The sequence below is a fragment of the Subsaxibacter sp. CAU 1640 genome (assembly GCF_023156585.1).
Classification (GTDB): domain Bacteria; phylum Bacteroidota; class Bacteroidia; order Flavobacteriales; family Flavobacteriaceae; genus JBPOFM01.
In genome coordinates, this window is record NZ_JALNMI010000002.1 from 172,265 (window position 1) to 188,856 (window position 16,592).

General features: G+C 37.3%; 17 protein-coding genes. 12 read left to right on the plus strand and 5 right to left on the minus strand.

The features are described 5' to 3' along the window. Positions 1–3: 3 nt before the first annotated feature. Genes M0G43_RS05300 through M0G43_RS05310 form a run of 3 tightly spaced genes read left to right on the plus strand, consistent with a single transcriptional unit; the run spans position 4 to position 2,404 of the window. Entirely contained in the window at positions 4–1,335 is a 1,332-nt protein-coding gene (locus tag M0G43_RS05300) for a M28 family peptidase (RefSeq protein ID WP_248024138.1), read from the plus strand. Further along, on the plus strand, positions 1,335–1,910 hold the full coding sequence (locus M0G43_RS05305) for a YdeI/OmpD-associated family protein (protein WP_248024140.1): 576 nt from the start codon (positions 1,335–1,337) through the stop codon (positions 1,908–1,910). Before M0G43_RS05300 ends, M0G43_RS05305 begins: the two co-directional genes overlap by 1 nt. Next, a complete protein-coding gene (locus M0G43_RS05310; RefSeq protein ID WP_248024142.1) occupies positions 1,910–2,404 on the plus strand; it encodes a YdeI/OmpD-associated family protein in 495 nt (164 codons plus the stop codon). The genes M0G43_RS05305 and M0G43_RS05310 overlap by 1 nt, the downstream gene beginning before the upstream one ends. Positions 2,405–2,464: 60 nt before the next feature. Here M0G43_RS05310 and M0G43_RS05315 read toward each other — a convergent pair whose 3' ends face one another. Further along, positions 2,465–3,406 carry a hypothetical protein gene (locus M0G43_RS05315; RefSeq protein WP_248024144.1) on the minus strand — a complete coding sequence of 314 codons (942 nt, stop codon included), beginning with the start codon at positions 3,404–3,406 and terminating at the stop codon, positions 2,465–2,467. Positions 3,407–4,092: 686 nt separating this feature from the next. Here M0G43_RS05315 and M0G43_RS05320 point away from each other — a divergent pair. From M0G43_RS05320 to M0G43_RS05335, 4 genes are all read left to right on the plus strand, one after another. After that, a complete protein-coding gene (locus M0G43_RS05320; RefSeq protein WP_248024145.1) occupies positions 4,093–5,310 on the plus strand; it encodes an MFS transporter in 1,218 nt (405 codons plus the stop codon). 361 nt (positions 5,311–5,671) lie between these two features. Beyond that, positions 5,672–6,130, plus strand: a complete 459-nt coding sequence (locus M0G43_RS05325) for a hypothetical protein (RefSeq protein WP_248024147.1) — start codon at positions 5,672–5,674, stop codon at positions 6,128–6,130. Between the two features lie 296 nt (positions 6,131–6,426). Continuing rightward, positions 6,427–6,813: a hypothetical protein gene (locus tag M0G43_RS05330; RefSeq protein WP_248024150.1), complete on the plus strand. Its 387-nt coding sequence runs from the start codon at positions 6,427–6,429 to the stop codon at positions 6,811–6,813. A gap of 203 nt (positions 6,814–7,016) precedes the next feature. Further along, positions 7,017–7,457: a hypothetical protein gene (locus tag M0G43_RS05335; protein ID WP_248024152.1), complete on the plus strand. Its 441-nt coding sequence runs from the start codon at positions 7,017–7,019 to the stop codon at positions 7,455–7,457. 147 nt (positions 7,458–7,604) lie between these two features. On the opposite strand, the gene M0G43_RS15845 is transcribed toward M0G43_RS05335, so the two are convergent. After that, positions 7,605–7,907, minus strand: coding sequence for a hypothetical protein (locus M0G43_RS15845; protein ID WP_411039855.1), 303 nt, complete (start codon positions 7,905–7,907; stop codon positions 7,605–7,607). Positions 7,908–8,031: 124 nt separating this feature from the next. Here M0G43_RS15845 and M0G43_RS05340 point away from each other — a divergent pair, with 124 nt between their 5' ends. Next, on the plus strand, positions 8,032–8,562 hold the full coding sequence (locus tag M0G43_RS05340; protein WP_248024154.1) for an RNA polymerase sigma factor: 531 nt from the start codon (positions 8,032–8,034) through the stop codon (positions 8,560–8,562). A gap of 7 nt (positions 8,563–8,569) precedes the next feature. On the opposite strand, the gene M0G43_RS05345 is transcribed toward M0G43_RS05340, so the two are convergent. Beyond that, positions 8,570–10,036 carry a magnesium chelatase gene (locus M0G43_RS05345; RefSeq protein WP_248024155.1) on the minus strand — a complete coding sequence of 489 codons (1,467 nt, stop codon included), beginning with the start codon at positions 10,034–10,036 and terminating at the stop codon, positions 8,570–8,572. A gap of 52 nt (positions 10,037–10,088) precedes the next feature. After that, positions 10,089–11,216 (minus strand): vWA domain-containing protein, encoded by a 1,128-nt coding sequence (locus M0G43_RS05350; protein ID WP_248024157.1) that lies wholly within the window; start codon positions 11,214–11,216, stop codon positions 10,089–10,091. 172 nt (positions 11,217–11,388) lie between these two features. On the opposite strand from M0G43_RS05350, the gene M0G43_RS05355 reads away from it, so the two are divergent. The 3 genes from M0G43_RS05355 to M0G43_RS05365 all read left to right on the plus strand — a co-directional run bounded on the left by M0G43_RS05355 (position 11,389) and on the right by M0G43_RS05365 (position 14,741). Continuing rightward, a complete protein-coding gene (locus tag M0G43_RS05355; RefSeq protein ID WP_248024159.1) occupies positions 11,389–13,344 on the plus strand; it encodes a S9 family peptidase in 1,956 nt (651 codons plus the stop codon). 244 nt (positions 13,345–13,588) lie between these two features. Beyond that, on the plus strand, positions 13,589–14,467 hold the full coding sequence (locus M0G43_RS05360; RefSeq protein ID WP_248024162.1) for a tetratricopeptide repeat protein: 879 nt from the start codon (positions 13,589–13,591) through the stop codon (positions 14,465–14,467). A gap of 7 nt (positions 14,468–14,474) precedes the next feature. Next, positions 14,475–14,741: a hypothetical protein gene (locus tag M0G43_RS05365; protein WP_248024164.1), complete on the plus strand. Its 267-nt coding sequence runs from the start codon at positions 14,475–14,477 to the stop codon at positions 14,739–14,741. Positions 14,742–14,824: 83 nt separating this feature from the next. Here the strand turns inward: M0G43_RS05365 and M0G43_RS05370 are convergent, their stop codons facing one another. Next, positions 14,825–15,658: a universal stress protein gene (locus M0G43_RS05370; protein ID WP_248024166.1), complete on the minus strand. Its 834-nt coding sequence runs from the start codon at positions 15,656–15,658 to the stop codon at positions 14,825–14,827. Between the two features lie 250 nt (positions 15,659–15,908). On the opposite strand from M0G43_RS05370, the gene M0G43_RS05375 reads away from it, so the two are divergent. Next, on the plus strand, positions 15,909–16,514 hold the full coding sequence (locus tag M0G43_RS05375; RefSeq protein WP_248024168.1) for a superoxide dismutase family protein: 606 nt from the start codon (positions 15,909–15,911) through the stop codon (positions 16,512–16,514). Positions 16,515–16,592 lie beyond the last annotated feature (78 nt).

Below are 16,592 nucleotides of genomic sequence, written 5' to 3' on the forward strand. Positions count from 1 at the left end.
GCTATGAAATACATTGTTTGTCTGCTCCTATTTGTGAGCCTCGACGCATTTGCCCAAACAGATTCAAAAATTTATGACATCATACAGAATATATCTGCAGAGCGCATCAAAAAAGATGTGAAGACCTTGGCTGATTTTGGAACACGCCATACTTTGAGCGATACGGTTTCAAATACACGTGGCATTGGTGCCGCACGGCGTTGGATCAAATCAGAATTTGAAACAATTTCCAAAGATTGTAACGGCTGTCTGGAGGTTTTTTTTCAGAAGAATTTAGTAAAGAAAGGCGAGAACAACAGAATTACCAAGGATGTTTGGGTGACGAATGTGGTAGCCGTGCAGCGTGGGAGCAAATACCCAAATCGATATATCATTATGAGCGGTGATATCGACTCACGTGTGTCTGACCCTAACAACTTCTCCTCTGACTCTCCTGGTGCCAACGATAATGCAAGTGGAATGGCTGGTGCTATTGAAGCCGCACGGGTTTTGTCAAAATATTCTTTTGAAAGTAGTATCATTTATGTGGGATTGTCGGGTGAAGAGCAAGGTTTGTTTGGTGGTAAAGGCCTTGCAGAATATGCGAAAGCAAATAATTGGGACATCATCGGGGTTTTGAACAACGATATGATCGGAAATATTGAAGGGGTTGATGGTGTGATTGACAACCGAACCTTTAGAATCTTTTCAGAGCCAGTTCCGCCTACCGAAACAGAACGTGAGCGTGCCTCACGACGATTTTATGGTGGCGAGGTTGATGGTATTTCTAGACAGTTGGCACGTTATATTTTCAAGACTACGAAAACCTATATGCCAGAGATGAATCCGATGATGGTGTATCGTTTGGACCGTTTTGGTCGCGGTGGTCATCATCGACCGTTTAATGATGTGGGTTATGCTGGTGTCCGAATTATGGAAGCACACGAAAATTATACCCAGCAACATCAAGATATTCGTGTGGAGGATGGCATAGCGTATGGTGATACCTTTGAGCACGTCAACTTTGGCTACGCCCAAAAACTGACGGCTGTCAATGCCATTTGTTTAGCCTCCATTGCGTCTGCTCCACCTTCGCCTTCTACGGTTGCGATTGGCGGTATTGTAGAACCTTCGGCGAAATTGCAATGGAACAAGGTAGATGGCGCCGTGGGTTATAAGATTTATTGGCGCGACACCACCTCTCCTACTTGGGACCATTCGAGATATGTGGGTAATGTAGAATCTTTCACATTGGAAGGCATCGTTATTGACAATTATTACTTCGGTGTGGCTTCCGTAGGTAAAGATGGCTATGAAAGCATTGTTACGTTTCCAAATCAAATCTTAAGAGAGTAATGGCAGACTTGGAACATCACTATTTTAAAACCGATGCGGAATGGCGCGAGTGGTTGCATCAGAATCATTCCACTTCAAAAGGGGTGTATTTGATCTTTTATAAGGTGGAACACGAGAATGATTCGATGCGTTGGGAAGAAGCCGTAAAGGTGGCGCTGTGTTATGGGTGGATAGACTCCACAGTGAAGAGTCTGGGCGATGGCAAACGACGGCAATACTTTACACCAAGAAACCCAAAGAGCGTTTGGAGCGCCCTGAACAAACGCTATATTGAAGAACTCACCGAGGCTGGACTGATGCACGAAAGTGGCGAGCGTATCATCGCGATTGGTAAGGAGAATGGCAGCTGGACGGCACTGGATGATGTGGAAAACGGCGTCATTCCCGAGGATTTGCAACAGGCTTTTGACAACAATAGGCTTGCATTTGAAAACTATCAAGGGTTTGCGCCTTCTTATAGAAAGAGTTATCTGTATTGGCTGAACCAAGCCAAACGAGAAGCGACGCGAGAAAAGCGTATTGTGGAGATCATCCAACTGTGTGAGGCGAATGTGAAACAAAGAGGCGATTGGTGATGCTAAAAAGTGAACGTTTTGAAGTGGGATTGTTGGACAAGTACCACTTGTACATCCCACAACACATTTTTGAACCCTTTGCAGCCGCTAGGCATAGCCGTGTGAAGGTACAGGCATTTTATAAGGATGCGATGATTGAGTTGTACGCCGCAGTATCGAAGGATAAGAACTCGGATGATTATGTGATGATGTTCAGTAAGCGGTATCAGAAGGCTTTGGGCGTGTTTCAGAACGATTATTTTGAGTTGCAGTTGGTGGAAGACACCTCGAAGTACGGCGTGGAGATGCCCGAGGAGCTCGAAGCCGTTTTGATGAGCGATGCTGAAGCTTATGCCATTTTTGAAGGCTTTACGGCAGGCAAACAACGCAGTATTATCTACACCATTATACGGGTAAAGAACCCCCAACTGCGCGTGGACCGTGCGCTTTTACTCTGTGACAACCTTAAACGTGGTGTTACCGACCCGATGTTGCTTTTTAAACAACAATTTTAGAATAAAAAAACCACAACCCTTTTTCAAAAGTTGTGGTTTCTTCTTTGAACGTTCTTCATCTTACAAGTTCTTATAACCAGGTATTAAATGAAACCTGATTTTACTTACTTGTTTGTAACGTGGATCCTTTGAGCCAAATAGAGATAAAGCCGTTTTCTTAACACCATAAGCCAAGAACACCATACCAGTCACCATCTTGTACATAAGCACGTTTCTCGTATAGATAGCGTTGCTCAACTCATTATTAGCTTTCTCAACAGCACCCACAGCCTCACGCATAGCATCTAGTCTAGCCTTTAGGGCAACTAGAGAGATACGTTCATTTGTAGTGGTGTACACACCAGATTTCTCAAAAACCTTAATAAAACCATCCAGATTTTTACACTGGTTCACATAAGCAAGGTGTATGGCACTATTATGGTCTGCCGTATCACCTTTTTTAATAGTAATCACAGGTTTTCCTTGCAGCAGCATCTTAAAATGCCTTGCTTGTTGAACCTCTTCTACTGTTGCACCACATACCTCAAAGTAGTTATAAGCCATTGTCACATCTACTTTTAAACCATCAAACGCTATCTTTTGAACACCCACCGCATGGCTGGCATCAACTTCAAGTGTTTGTACCGTGTCTAAAGCTTCTTCTACTGCAGTCTTCACATCTATAAGATGCGTAAGTTCATACAGTGCATTAGGAGCCACATACTGATTGCCCCAACCGTAAACGGCTGTGATCACCCAGTTAAAGTTACGCAGGTTAATAGCAAGGCCCACTTCTGGCTCACTACTGCGCTTCGTTTTCTCCTTGGTAGCTTTCGGCGCATTGGCAGAAACCACTTCTTGGTGTTGAACATTCACATTTGGCTCGCTCGCTTTGTCAGCTACTGGACCCGATTTTACAACAGCATATTGTCCGTTGTGGGAAGCAGCACCATTTAGGTCCGCACCCTTGGTAGTAGAGCCGTTAAGCTCCGTACCATTCATAACATATGGTTTGTATTCCATAATAGATTGGGGTTTAATTAATAAATACAACGTTACCCATAATGCACTTACATCACGTACACATACAGCGTACCTATCGGCATTACTTATTTAATCCCTACGGGACTATGGACAACCGTGTCCATCACTCACTATAAAACTGTAATAAAAACTTCAACTCAATAATTCGGGCTCCGAAGTCATTTGTCCCTTGAGCGCTACTGATATCATTTTAGCAGCTTGTAGTCATTTGACCGATACAAATATAGAATTAATTCTATGAAATGCAAATATCTTCGATAAAATGTTTTATTATGTAGTATAAAAAGCATTAATACAATAATTATCAACCCCGCGCCAGTACTAATAAATTCTCATATTTTAGAATCTTAAAAATATTTTAAAAAATTTTTGATAAATAATAAATAATTCAGGCTTTTTAACAAAAAACAAATGTAATATCATTGCAAATTTGTTGCGAAAAAAGGTCAAAGTAAAGATCTAAACTATCTACTTTGATATTTTGTAAAAAAAAGGTAATATTGATAGAACCCAATTATTCTTGATAAAAGTGAAATGACTATGGCTCTTACTCGCTATAAAAAAGTGAAAAAGGTAGCGCATAGCCGCCTAAAATGGGTTCAAACTGGAAGGGTTATAGCGCATATAAACTAGTTGTAGGTAATTTTGCCCAACCAATAAACTGAATGGAAAAAATTCAAAATCTGAAACACTCAAAAGAAACTCTTTACTACTCTTTAGCAAGAATGGTTGAAAGAGCATCTTATTATGGATTTCGAGCTTTGGTGGTTCTTTATATGGTTGGGGAAACGCTTAAAATGGAAAGAACTGAAGCATTAAGTATTTATGGTTGGTTTACTGCTTCATTAATATTTTCTCAAATCGTTGGAGCTCTTTTTGGAGACCTACTAATTGGAAATAAAAAATCAATAATAATTGGTGGAATTATTCAAGCATTAGGAGCTTTTATTTTGTATTTACCCTCTACAACTGGACTTTATTTAGGTTTATTTCTTGTCGTTTTAGGTAGCGGATTTTTCACACCAAATATCATCTCAAATTTCGGAAAGACATATCTTAACAAGACTAAATTATTAGATTCAGGGTTTACGATATTCTATCTCGCAATAAATTTGGGTTCATTCCTGGGAACTTTACTAATCGGCTATTTAGGAGAAACATATGGCTACAACATTGGATTTATAACATCTGGAATATTAATGTTAATCTCAATTATTCCTATCCTTCTTTTAAAAGAAAAAAGATTAGATGAAATTGAGAAAATTGAGTTTCCAATAAGTAAAAGAATTTTAAACATCTTAATTGCATTTATTGTTGTTGGGTTGTTTTGGGGATTTTACGAATTATCAAGCATTCGGACTTTTGATTTACAGTTACAATTGAGTGAAGTATCGACTTTAGGTATTCCAAATCATTTATGGCAATCAATCAATTCTATATTCATTTTACCAATTAGTATAATTGCAATTATTTTGTGGACTTACTATTACAGCAGTCAATTCCTTAAATTAATGCTTGGATTTATTTTTGGAGTAATATCATTCGGAATATTATTCTTAATTCCAGAAGTGCCAACTGAACAACATACAATAATATATTTGATTTCTTTACTGTTTCTCGCAATTTCGGAAATTCATATTGCACCAATAATTCATTCGATTTTGACAAAATACTCTAACCCAAAATATTTAGCAATTCTAATTAGTTTAGCTTTTCTACCTACAAGATTGATTTCTTTAATTTTTGGATTGTTTAACGATAAACTATATGACAATCCAATGTTAGGGCTGAAAATTGGAATAATAGGAATGACAATTGTTGGAATTGGACTGATTGGATATATAATAATTAATAAAAAAACTACCTACAACAATGGCTATTAGTAATTGCTTGTTCTCGCCTACTTCTGAAAATCCTCGCGGATTTTCAGTTTGGTGTGTACTTGCAAAGTTAAGTGCTTACCCACGCAACTACTCATAGCCGAGACCGTTGTAAGTAATTTACACCGACACTAATGGACAATCTAAAACCAACATTATTTTTCATTTTCGGAGCTTTACTTTTTTGGTTTATTGGACCGATAATTGTGAAATATCAATTAAAATTTCATAATAAACACAACCCTAAATTAGTTGAGAAAGCGCCAGGGATTTTTAAAGGAATGAAAATCTTTTTTAGAGTCTTCTCAATCATTTGTATAATATTCGCTTTTATAGTTCTATTGGGAATTAAAATTTAGATTTCATGAGTAAATTAAAATTAAATTTTGAAATTCCTAAAAATGGTTGGTTGCCGACAAGTTTGAGATATTCTGACCTCGAATTGAACTTTAGTGCGTCAAATATTCCAGAAAATCCGACTGACAAACTTTGCGAATCTCTGATTTTAGCACTTAATGGAATTAAAACGGAAACACTCTGGAATCTGGAACCTGAATGCTATTTCTTTGAACTCAAACCAAACAAAAAAGGAATTGATTTTGTAATCTCAAAAAGTGGTGGAATCACAGAAAACCGAAATCTAATTTATGAACTGACTGGAGATTTTGAGTCTGTCATTTTACCAATGTATAGGAGTTTAAAAAAGTTCAGCACATTGGAATTTGATAAAGCGGATTGGAAAAAAATTGACAAAATAAAACTGAATAAATTAACGGAATTAGTAACTGAAAGAAAAAACTACTTACACACCGTGTATAATTAATTGCTTTGGCAGGTGCCTATTTGGAAAATTCCTTCTGAATTTTCTTGCGTCTGTTTTTGTTTACTAAATTAGGTGCTAGCCACGCACCTAATCATACACCAACCGTTGTGCGTCATTTACGGAGCACGTTAACTAAACGAAAAACATAATTCACTCATTCGAGTTTTTATGAAAAACAGAATTGAAATATTTTAGGAATTTAAAGAAGAAAAATGAGAATATTTCTAATTCTATTATTGCTGACTTTGACTTTCGGTTGTGCAACTCGGAATATAAAATACGACCGAAATAAAATATTGAAAAAATACGCAACGGAATTCGACATCATATTAGATTCCGAGAAAGTAAATCTTGAAAATTTATATTTAGACAAGGATAATATAAAAGTAACTTCCATTGACCGAAAAGCAAAAACTGTAAGAATTGAACAATTAAAAAAAACTGAATTAATTACTTTGAATAATATTTATTTAGACAGTTTAAGTAAAGGTCGTCGAGGTTGGAATAAAAAAGAAATCGGATTTATAATAATTGATGGAATTTTATTGACAGACAAAACTACAGAGGAAATAAAACTTGACCCAAATGCGATTAAGGATTTCCGAATACAGAAAGGCGAAGACTCGAAAGACAGTCGAATTTTTAGAATGGATAGAGATTATTTAATAATAACAACGAAATAAAAAAAACGAACGCACAACAACGGCTATAGTTCATTGCTTCTGACTTTCCTATCGGAAAGTCCTCGCAAATTTCCTAACTTCGGTTTACGGCCGACACGAGCATGAAGTGCGAACTGGCGGAGCACAATCCTCGCGGATTTTCACACAACATATTATATACAAAACCGTCGTAAGTAAGTTAAAAACTCATCTATTAAAACACAATGAAACATCTCAATGAAATTGCATCAGCAAAATACGGTTTTATAACTAATATTCGAGAACCTGAAGAATATGTATTAGAATTTCATTTGGAAATAGCACAAATTTCTGACAATGACGAAGATGTTATTATAGGAAATCAAAATATTGGACCAGCTCGAAGAATTTACGTTGATGAAAAAAGCCCAAAATTTAAAATTAGGTTTAATAACTATATTGGATATTCAACAATAAATGAAAGTTATGCAAGGCAATTAGAGGGAGAATTTACTGGAATAAACCCAAGAATATACACGGAATCAAATTTTCTATATTATATCAAAAAGGATTCGTTCGCATCAAAAGATTATCCTGGAGAATTTAAACATTATGCTTTTTTAAGTGATAACTTAATTATGAATATTGCATCCCAAACTGAACCTGAAATAATCAAATTAAAATAAAAACCTACACACAACTCCCGCCAGCCCCCCGCTAGCGCTCGTTTGCAACGAGTGCCCTCAACTGTGAGGTAACAAAAATTGGTAACACTGGTTTACAGCAAGGCGGTTCAATCTCTCCGCCTTTGCGTCTCCGCGAGCTTTAACCACTTACAGCTTAAAGCTCCAAACCAAAACCAAACCCCAATAACCAAAAATCAAAAAAATTGTCGTAAAATACCTTTTTAGGGTAGGATATGTCATGTTGCACGAAGGAACTGTCATGTTGCAAGTGGGATATGTCATGTGGTAAGTTGGAACTGTCATGTTGCACGTGGGATATGTCATGTTGCATGTGGAAACTGTAATGTGGCACGTTGGATATGTCATGTTGCACGTGGGATATGTCATGTTGCACGTGGGATATGTCATGTGATAAGTTGGAACTGTCATGTTGCAAGTTGGAACTGTAATGTTGCATGTTCAAACTATCATGTGTGTCGTGTGATATAACATTTCAATTTAAACAAATAATACAGTTAAGATAATTTTTAATTGAGCAAATGCCACGTGTAACATAAAACTACCTTTAGGTAGTATGAAAAATATAGACACCCTAATAGAACAGTTTCGACATAAGGATGAAAGGGCATTTGAGAAACTATATTACCTATATTCTCGAAACACCCACATATTCATCAACAACATTGTCAGGAACAAAGACCTAGCCGATGAGCTAGTGCAAGACACCTTTTTAAAAGCTTGGCAAAATGCCCATAAATTCACCCCAGATAAGGGGCGTTTCTTTACATGGATCTTGAACATTGCCCGTAATGCCTCGATAGATTTATTACGGTCGAAGGCCCACAAGCAATCGCAAAAAACCACAGATGTCGATGCACGCTATGATTTAGGATGCACCCGCGACCATGAGAAGAGCACCAATGCCAATTATGTCTCAAGGTTTCTACCAAGGCTGTCAGCAAGCCGTTGCGAAGTCATCGACCTATTGTTTCTACAAGAGTACACCCATAAAGAGGCCGCTGAATATCTCAACATACCATTAGGCACCTTAAAACATAGAAGCCGTGAGGGACTATCAGATTTGCGCCAACTAATGCATGTGTGATTTTAGTTTAAATGCCACTGATAAAGCTGCCATAAGGGTCTTTAAACTGTATGCCTTCGGTAAAACGGAATTTGCTCAACTGTTTGAATTCTACCAATGCCCATAGTATAAATTCTTTGACAAAATAACTGTCTTCATTTTTAAGATTGGGCTGGTATTCGCCCAATAAATCATCCAGTGGTGAGATGGCATCGAGGATTTGTTTGTATTCCTTGTCGCGCACCTCATCTAGCAATTCAAAACCATCCTTTTGATTGAAAAACCAAGACACAACATCATCATAAGGCGTTTCTTCTTCCTGCTTTTTCAATTTTTCTATCTTCGGAAAATATTCCGGGAACAAACTTTTCACAGCTTCGCCAATCAAATTAAAGGCGACCACCGCGGCACCTTCCTGTTCGCCTTCGTACACCAACTCTACCTTACCAGTAATAGATGGAATAATCCCAACAAAGTCGCTTAAGCGTACAGTGGTTTTGTCATCACCAGCTTTTAAAGCACGACGCTCGGCAGTACTCAATAAGTTTTCAAGAGCAGTGATACCAAGTCTCGCACTGACACCGCTTTTGGCATCAATATATTCGCTTTCGCGTGCTTCAAAGACTATCTGTTCCAGTAAATCGCGTGCCAAATCGGGTACCAAAACGGTATCCTTTTGCGCTTCCACTACCCCAGCCTCTTGTTGGGTAATCATTCGAGCGGTTTCGATATCTGCTGGATAGTGTGTCAATATTTGAGAACCGATACGGTCTTTCAACGGTGTCACAATGCTCCCACGATTGGTATAATCTTCCGGATTTGCCGTAAACAAGAATTGAATGTCAAGCGGCAAGCGCAATTTAAATCCTCTAATCTGAATGTCGCCTTCCTGAAGGATGTTGAACAGCGCCACCTGAATACGCGCCTGTAAATCTGGCAATTCATTGATAACAAAGATGCAGCGATTCGCACGAGGAATCATCCCATAGTGAATGACACGGTCATCGGCATAGCTTAATTTGAGATTGGCTGCCTTAATAGGATCCACATCACCGATGATATCAGCCACGGTCACATCTGGCGTTGCCAACTTCTCTGCGAAACGTTCGCTGCGATGCAACCAGGCAATAGGTGTTTGATCACCTTTCTCCGCAATCAGTTCTTTAGCAAAACGAGAGATAGGATTCAATGGGTCGTCATTGATTTCAGAGCCTTCAATAACTGGAATATAGTCATCAAGTAAGTTCAACATCAAACGCGCCAAACGTGTTTTCGCCTGTCCGCGCAGTCCCAAGAGATTGATATTATGACGGGACAAGATAGCACGCTCCAATTCTGGAATCACCGTGTTCTCATAACCGTGAACCCCTTCAAACGTGGTTTCTTTGTTTTTGATTTTCTGAATCAGGTTGTCGCGCAATTCATCCTTAATAGATTTTGATTTGTAACCTGATTGTTTTAATTCGCCTAGTGTTTGTATCTTTTCTATATTCATTTTCAATTTTTTCTAGTCTTAAATCTTATGTCTAAAGTCTATTATCTATGGTCTACCCACGTATTCTTTTCTTTCTGTTCGTTTCATAATCCTCAAAAATCATTTCACCCAAACCTTTGAGCCCTGTGTAAAACGCCTTGCCTTGATTGGCATACGTAAACTCCCGAACAAACTGCATCAGATAATCATCTTTCGCAATCATAAAGGTTGTAATGGGAATGTGCAATCTACGTGCCTGTTGCGCCATCGCATAGCATTTGTTGGTGATGTACGGATTTAGACCAACGCTATCCTTATAATACTGTCCGTCTGGCATTCGCAGACAGCTTGGTTTACCATCGGTAATCATAAAGATTTGTTTATTGGTATTTCGTTTGCGTCGGAGTAAGTCCATCGCCAACTGAAGTCCCGCAACGGTGTTGGTATGATATGGTCCGACTTTGAGATACGGTAAATCCTTGATTTCGATTTGCCAAGCGTCGTTACCAAAGACCAAGATATCCAAAGTATCTTTTGGGTAACGTGTGGTAATTAATTCTGCCAATGCCATCGCCACCTTCTTTGCAGGTGTGATGCGATCTTCACCATATAAAATCATACTGTGACTGATGTCAATCATCAACACCGTACTCATTTGTGATTTGTGAAGTGTTTCTTCTACCACCAAATCTTCTTCCGACAGACTGAAATCACCAATACCGTGATTGATTTGTGCATTCCGTAAACTCTCGGTTATGGACACTTTTTCCAAAGCATCGCCGAATTGATAATTTCTGAAATCACCCGTATGCTCATCGCCTATGCCAGGACTTTTGCTTTTGTGATTACCTTGTCCGCTTCGCTTAATTTTCCCAAATATCTGGTCAAGCGCTTGCTGACGAATGGCACGTTCGGTCTTGGCTGTAATCGCCATACCACCATTACCGTCTGGGTCGATCTCTTCTCGGATATAGCCTTTCTTCTTGAGATCTTCAATAAAATCATCAATAGTGTAATCTGGAGTGGTGAGTTTATATTCCTTATCCAATTCGCGCAACCAGTCGATGGCTTCATCAAAATCGCCAGATGTGTGCGTAATCAACTCTTTAAAAATATCAAAAAGCTTGTCAAAAGGAGATTGAAAAGGCGCCTCATAAGATTTAAAGACGAAGCCTTTTCTAAATGAATTCGTTTTTGTCATAGCATTATAAAAGTAACAATTTTTGAGGTTTTGATGCTTGGCATTAACATCTATTTTAAGAATCTTATGATAAGTTTTAGTTATCTTTAGAACAACTAAAGAGTATATATAAAAAGATTTAAATGTCTCTCTTTGCCTTTGAAATATTAAAAACAACCAAAACCTGATTACAATGAAGCATTTTATTTTAGTGTTTACTATCCTTCTTTTGATATCCTGCAAGGATAAAAAAGAAATGAAAAAAGAAGAGGCTGCAGTTACAGTCGAAGAATATACCATTGAGCAGTTTATGGATAACGAAGCCGTCAGCGGTGGAAGTTTTTCATACGACAACTCCAAACTGTTGATTTCAAGTAATCGTTCTGGGATTTATAACGTGTACACAGTGCCTACAACTGGTGGTGAATACATTCCTATCACAGCATCTGACAGTACCAGTTATTTTGCAGAGTCCTTTTTTCCAAATGATGACCGAATGTTGCTTTCTGCTGATGGTAATGGTGATGAAATCGATCACATTTACCTTCGTGATACCACAGGCACCATTATCGATTTAACACCAGAGAAAACCGCCAAATCACAATTTTATAGTTGGGCCGAAGATGACAAATCGTTCTACTATGGGTCCAATAAACGTGACCCGAAATACTTCGATGTTTATAAAATGGACATCACTGATTTTAAATCGAAGTTGATTTATCAAAATGATGATGGTATGAACTTTAGTGGCATTTCAAATGATGAAAATTATATTGCCTTGGTACAATCATTAAACACCAATGACAGTGATCTTTACATCTATAATCAACAGACCAAGGAAAAAACAAAAGTCAACGACAACCAAAGCGGTAATTCGGCACAAGCATTTTCAAAAGATAACTCGGCATTCTATTACACCACAGATGACGGAGAAGAGTTTGCCTATCTGATGGAGTTTGATTTGAACACCAAAGAAAAATCGACCGTTCTAAAAAAGTCTTGGGATATAATGGGTGCCAGTTTTACCGACCAAGGAAACTATATGGTAGTCTATGTTAATGAAGACGGAAAAAATGCCATAGAAGTTATCGATGTGGCTTCCAAAAAGGTTGTGACACTTCCTGATTTTGGGGACCAAAGCATCACAAGTGTTGGTTTTAGCGATGATGAAAAATGGATGCGTATGTATGTAGGTGGCTCGAATTCACCATCAGATTTATACACCTATAATTTTGAAACCAAAGAACAGTACAAAATCACTAATGTTCTTAATTCTGAAATCAATCCAGAAGATTTGGTCTCTGCTTCAGTTGTTCGTTTCAAATCGTTTGATGGTACGATGATACCTGCCATTTATTATTTGCCACATCAAGCATCAGAAAAGAATAAAGTACCAGCCATGGTTTGGGTACATGGTGGACCTGGTGGACAAACGCGTCAAAATTTTAGTAGTATGCTGCAGTATTTGGTGAATCATGGTTATGCCGTCTTGGCAGTCAATAATCGTGGTAGCAGTGGTTATGGAAAAACTTTTTACAAAATGGATGATTTGAACCATGGTGAAAAAGATTTACAAGACTGCGTGGAAGGCAAGAATTGGTTGGCAACCCAATCAGAAATTGATGGTGACAAAATAGGTATTATAGGTGGCTCTTATGGAGGTTACATGACTATGGCAGCCTTAACATTTGCTCCTGAAGAATTTGATGTGGGAGTGAATATTTTTGGAGTGACCAATTGGATGCGAACACTGAAAAGTATTCCGCCATACTGGGAATCTATGCGCAAATCATTATACCTTGAACTGGGTGATCCTTATTCGGCAGACTCGGTTAGGTTAAAGCGTATTTCTCCTTTATTCCATACCGATAAAGTGACCAAGCCTCTCATTGTATTGCAAGGTTCACAAGACCCAAGGGTTCTTCAGGTAGAATCAGACGAAATAGTGGAAGGTGTCAGAAAAAATGGTGTACCTGTAGAATATGTGCTCTTTGAAGATGAAGGACATGGTTTTATCAAGAAAGAAAACCAAATAGAAGCTTACAGTAAAGTATTGGAGTTCTTGGATAAATACCTCAAAAAAGAAGATCAAGCCATTGACGGCGAAACCCAAAGCACCGAGATAAAAGCCGAACCCGAAACCAAATGATAGTTAAAAGCCCTGGACGTTCAGGGCTTTTTTTTATTATGAAACTACATCAAGTTTTTTTTGACTTTGCAATGTATATTTATAAAGAATATCTTGTATGGCTTTTAGTTCAACGAAAGAAAATTATATGCAACTAAAGACATTAGTGACGGAGTCCATAGTTTTATAGAAAATGAAAAACAGAGCATCTTTTGAAGTGAATTCAATTAACTTGTCAAAAGTGAAATAAATACAATAATATTCAATGAACATCTCTAAAAATTTTATCCTCATATTTTTTCTTATAATTCATGTGATTGGATATTCCTGCATAAATGAATACAGAACCAAGTTAAATGGAAGTAAACATTATGTAAACGTAACATTTGATTATCATTCTAGTAATTTTGAATTAGACACTCTAAAACTAAGACGTGAATCCGAGAATCTTCTAAAAAAATATCAAGAGACCGACTCAATTGAATTTTATTCAGATTATGGCGCTAAACTTATTTATCTTAAAGAATACTCGAAAGCCTTAACCATTTATAAACAAATTGAGCAGATACAGCCCAACTTGTACACGACAGCATCCAATGTAGGAACACTCTATGAATTATTAGGACAACCCGAGAAAGCTCTAAAATGGATAAAAAAGTCTATTGAATTAAATCCAGACTCTCACCACGGTTCTGAATGGATTCACATAAAAATTTTAGAGCACAAATTAAACACTAATAAGCATACGTCAGTTCTTGGCCTAGACTTTGGACGTGATTCTAAACCCATAAACATAAATAATTACGACCTCAATGAATTGTTGAGACATCTTAATTATCAAATCTCTGAAAGATTAAATTTCATCCAGCCAAAAAATGAGATTATAGGTGAGTTATATTATGATCTGGGCAATGTTCAAGCGTTAACTGATTATCTAGAAAATGCGATTAATTGCTATAAAAATGCTGAAAAATTTGGATTTACATCACATTTGATGACTCAAAGAAAATTGGAATTTGAACAAATTATCGGATTTGAAGATAGACGCAACAACTTTGCTATTGTTTTTATAATCACATTATTCACTATTATGGCTATAGTTTTTTATATTAGAAAAAGAAAAAAACGGTCGAAAGTATATTGACCACAAAATGAATCTAGAGCAACAAAATTCAGATAAGCGAAAAAATGCACAGTTGACAAATGCAGAGGCAGCTGGATTTTTCTTTATACCTATAGGCTTTGCAAAATGGGGCCAATGGGAAAATACAGATTTTAATAAAACTGAAATGGAAAGATTTGAATTATATGGATTTGAACGTAAAATAAGGCAGGCCAAACATATGAGAATTTGTGGTAGTCTTTTTTATATTTCAATCGTTATAATCATCTTGTACTATATTGGACAAAATACTTAAATCTGTTTTTCGCTAGTTCAAATAACTCAAATAAATAAAAATGCCCTAAAACTAGGGCATTTTCATACTCACACGTATTGAGTTTAAATCCTAAATGTCATCACAGGTAAATCGGCATGGTTTGCCAAATCTTCAGAAATACTGCCTTCAAAAAAGTGAGCCAATCCTTTACGACCATGTGTAGGTATTACAATTAAATCAGCATTGATTTTATGTGCAAAAGTTAGGATGCCATTTTCAACTGTTACATCCGAGACGTAGTTGACGGCATTCATTCGATTCAAGTTTCCATCGGCCGTTTTAAGAAAATTGAGCATCGTATTTTCCATTTCAGAAGTCGATTTAAAACGCTCTCCAGGCACGTTCACATAGAGTAATTGCATTTCAGAACCAAAAGACTCTAATAATTTGGATGCTTTGATATATGGCTTCACTGCTTCTTCTGAAAAATCACTGGCATAGACTACCTTTTTGTAATCCATATTATCCGGTTTGCTCTTAATCACTAAAACAGGAATTTCTGAATGTCGCACAACCTTTTCGGTATTAGAGCCTACAAATATTTCACTAAATCCACTAGTGCCATGAGAACCCATGACAATTAAATCTACGCTATGTTCTTTGGCAACTTCGCTAACTTCTCTGAACACCTTAAAATGTTTTACAATAGGTACAATATCTACACCTTTTAGATAGTCCTTTTGTAAAAAATTTTCAAACTTTTGTTCCGCCAGTTTTAAAAAGAAAACGGCTTTGGCATTTTGTTCATTATCACTGTTGATCAACATTGAATCGGACATCTCAAGCATATGAAGCGCCAATATTTGAGCGCCATTTTGTTTTGCCAAAATAGATGCCGCCTCTAGGGCATATTCAGAATGTTTTGAAAAGTCTATGGGTACAATTATTTTTTTCATAAATAGTAGAGTTTTTTCGTTTTGTAATACACTTTTGATTCTTTAAATAAGGTAGTTAATTTTAGGCGTAAAATCAAGTAGAAACGTTGAATTATATATTTATTAACATTACAAAATTATGGCAAATGCACTACAAAAAACATGATATAAGTCATACACTAACGTTTTATATAATTAATTTTAGGTCACTAGTTTGCTTTGAAACAAATTAGTAGTAATTTTAGTACTTAAACATAAAAATACAACACTCATGAAACGATTATCCTTAATACTTGCCACCGTCGGATTGATGACAATTATATCTTGTAAGAGCGACAAGAAACAAGATGCGGAGATGCAAGAATCTACCGAAGTAGAAAACACAGAAGTTGAAGTTAAAGGACAAGAGACTTATAGTCGTGAACCAAAGGAAGTACGTGTGATTTTGGAAGCCAAAAGCGGAAGTACTGCTAAAGGAAGTGTTACTTTTTCTCAAGAAGATGGTGTAGTGACCATGATGGCAGTCCTTAACGGATTGAAAGAAGGGACACATGCCATACACATACATGAAAAATCAGATTGTTCTGCAGAAGACGGTACCTCAACAGGAGGACATTGGAATCCTACAAACCAACCACATGGTAAATGGGGTGATGCAGCAGGCTACCATAAGGGCGATATAGGCAATGTTGAAGCCAATGCTAACGGAAATGCGAAGACTGTATTAACTACAGACCAATGGTGTATCGGTTGTGGAGATCCAAATAAAGATATTCTAGGTCGCGCCATCATTGTGCACGAAGGGGTAGACGACTTTAAGACGCAACCTACAGGTGATGCTGGCGGACGCATAAGTTGTGGTGGCATCATAAAATAAACTCTTTATTTACAAAGTTCCTCAAGCTACTTTAGTCGGTAGCTTTTTTTACATCAAATTATTCATTACTTTAGATAC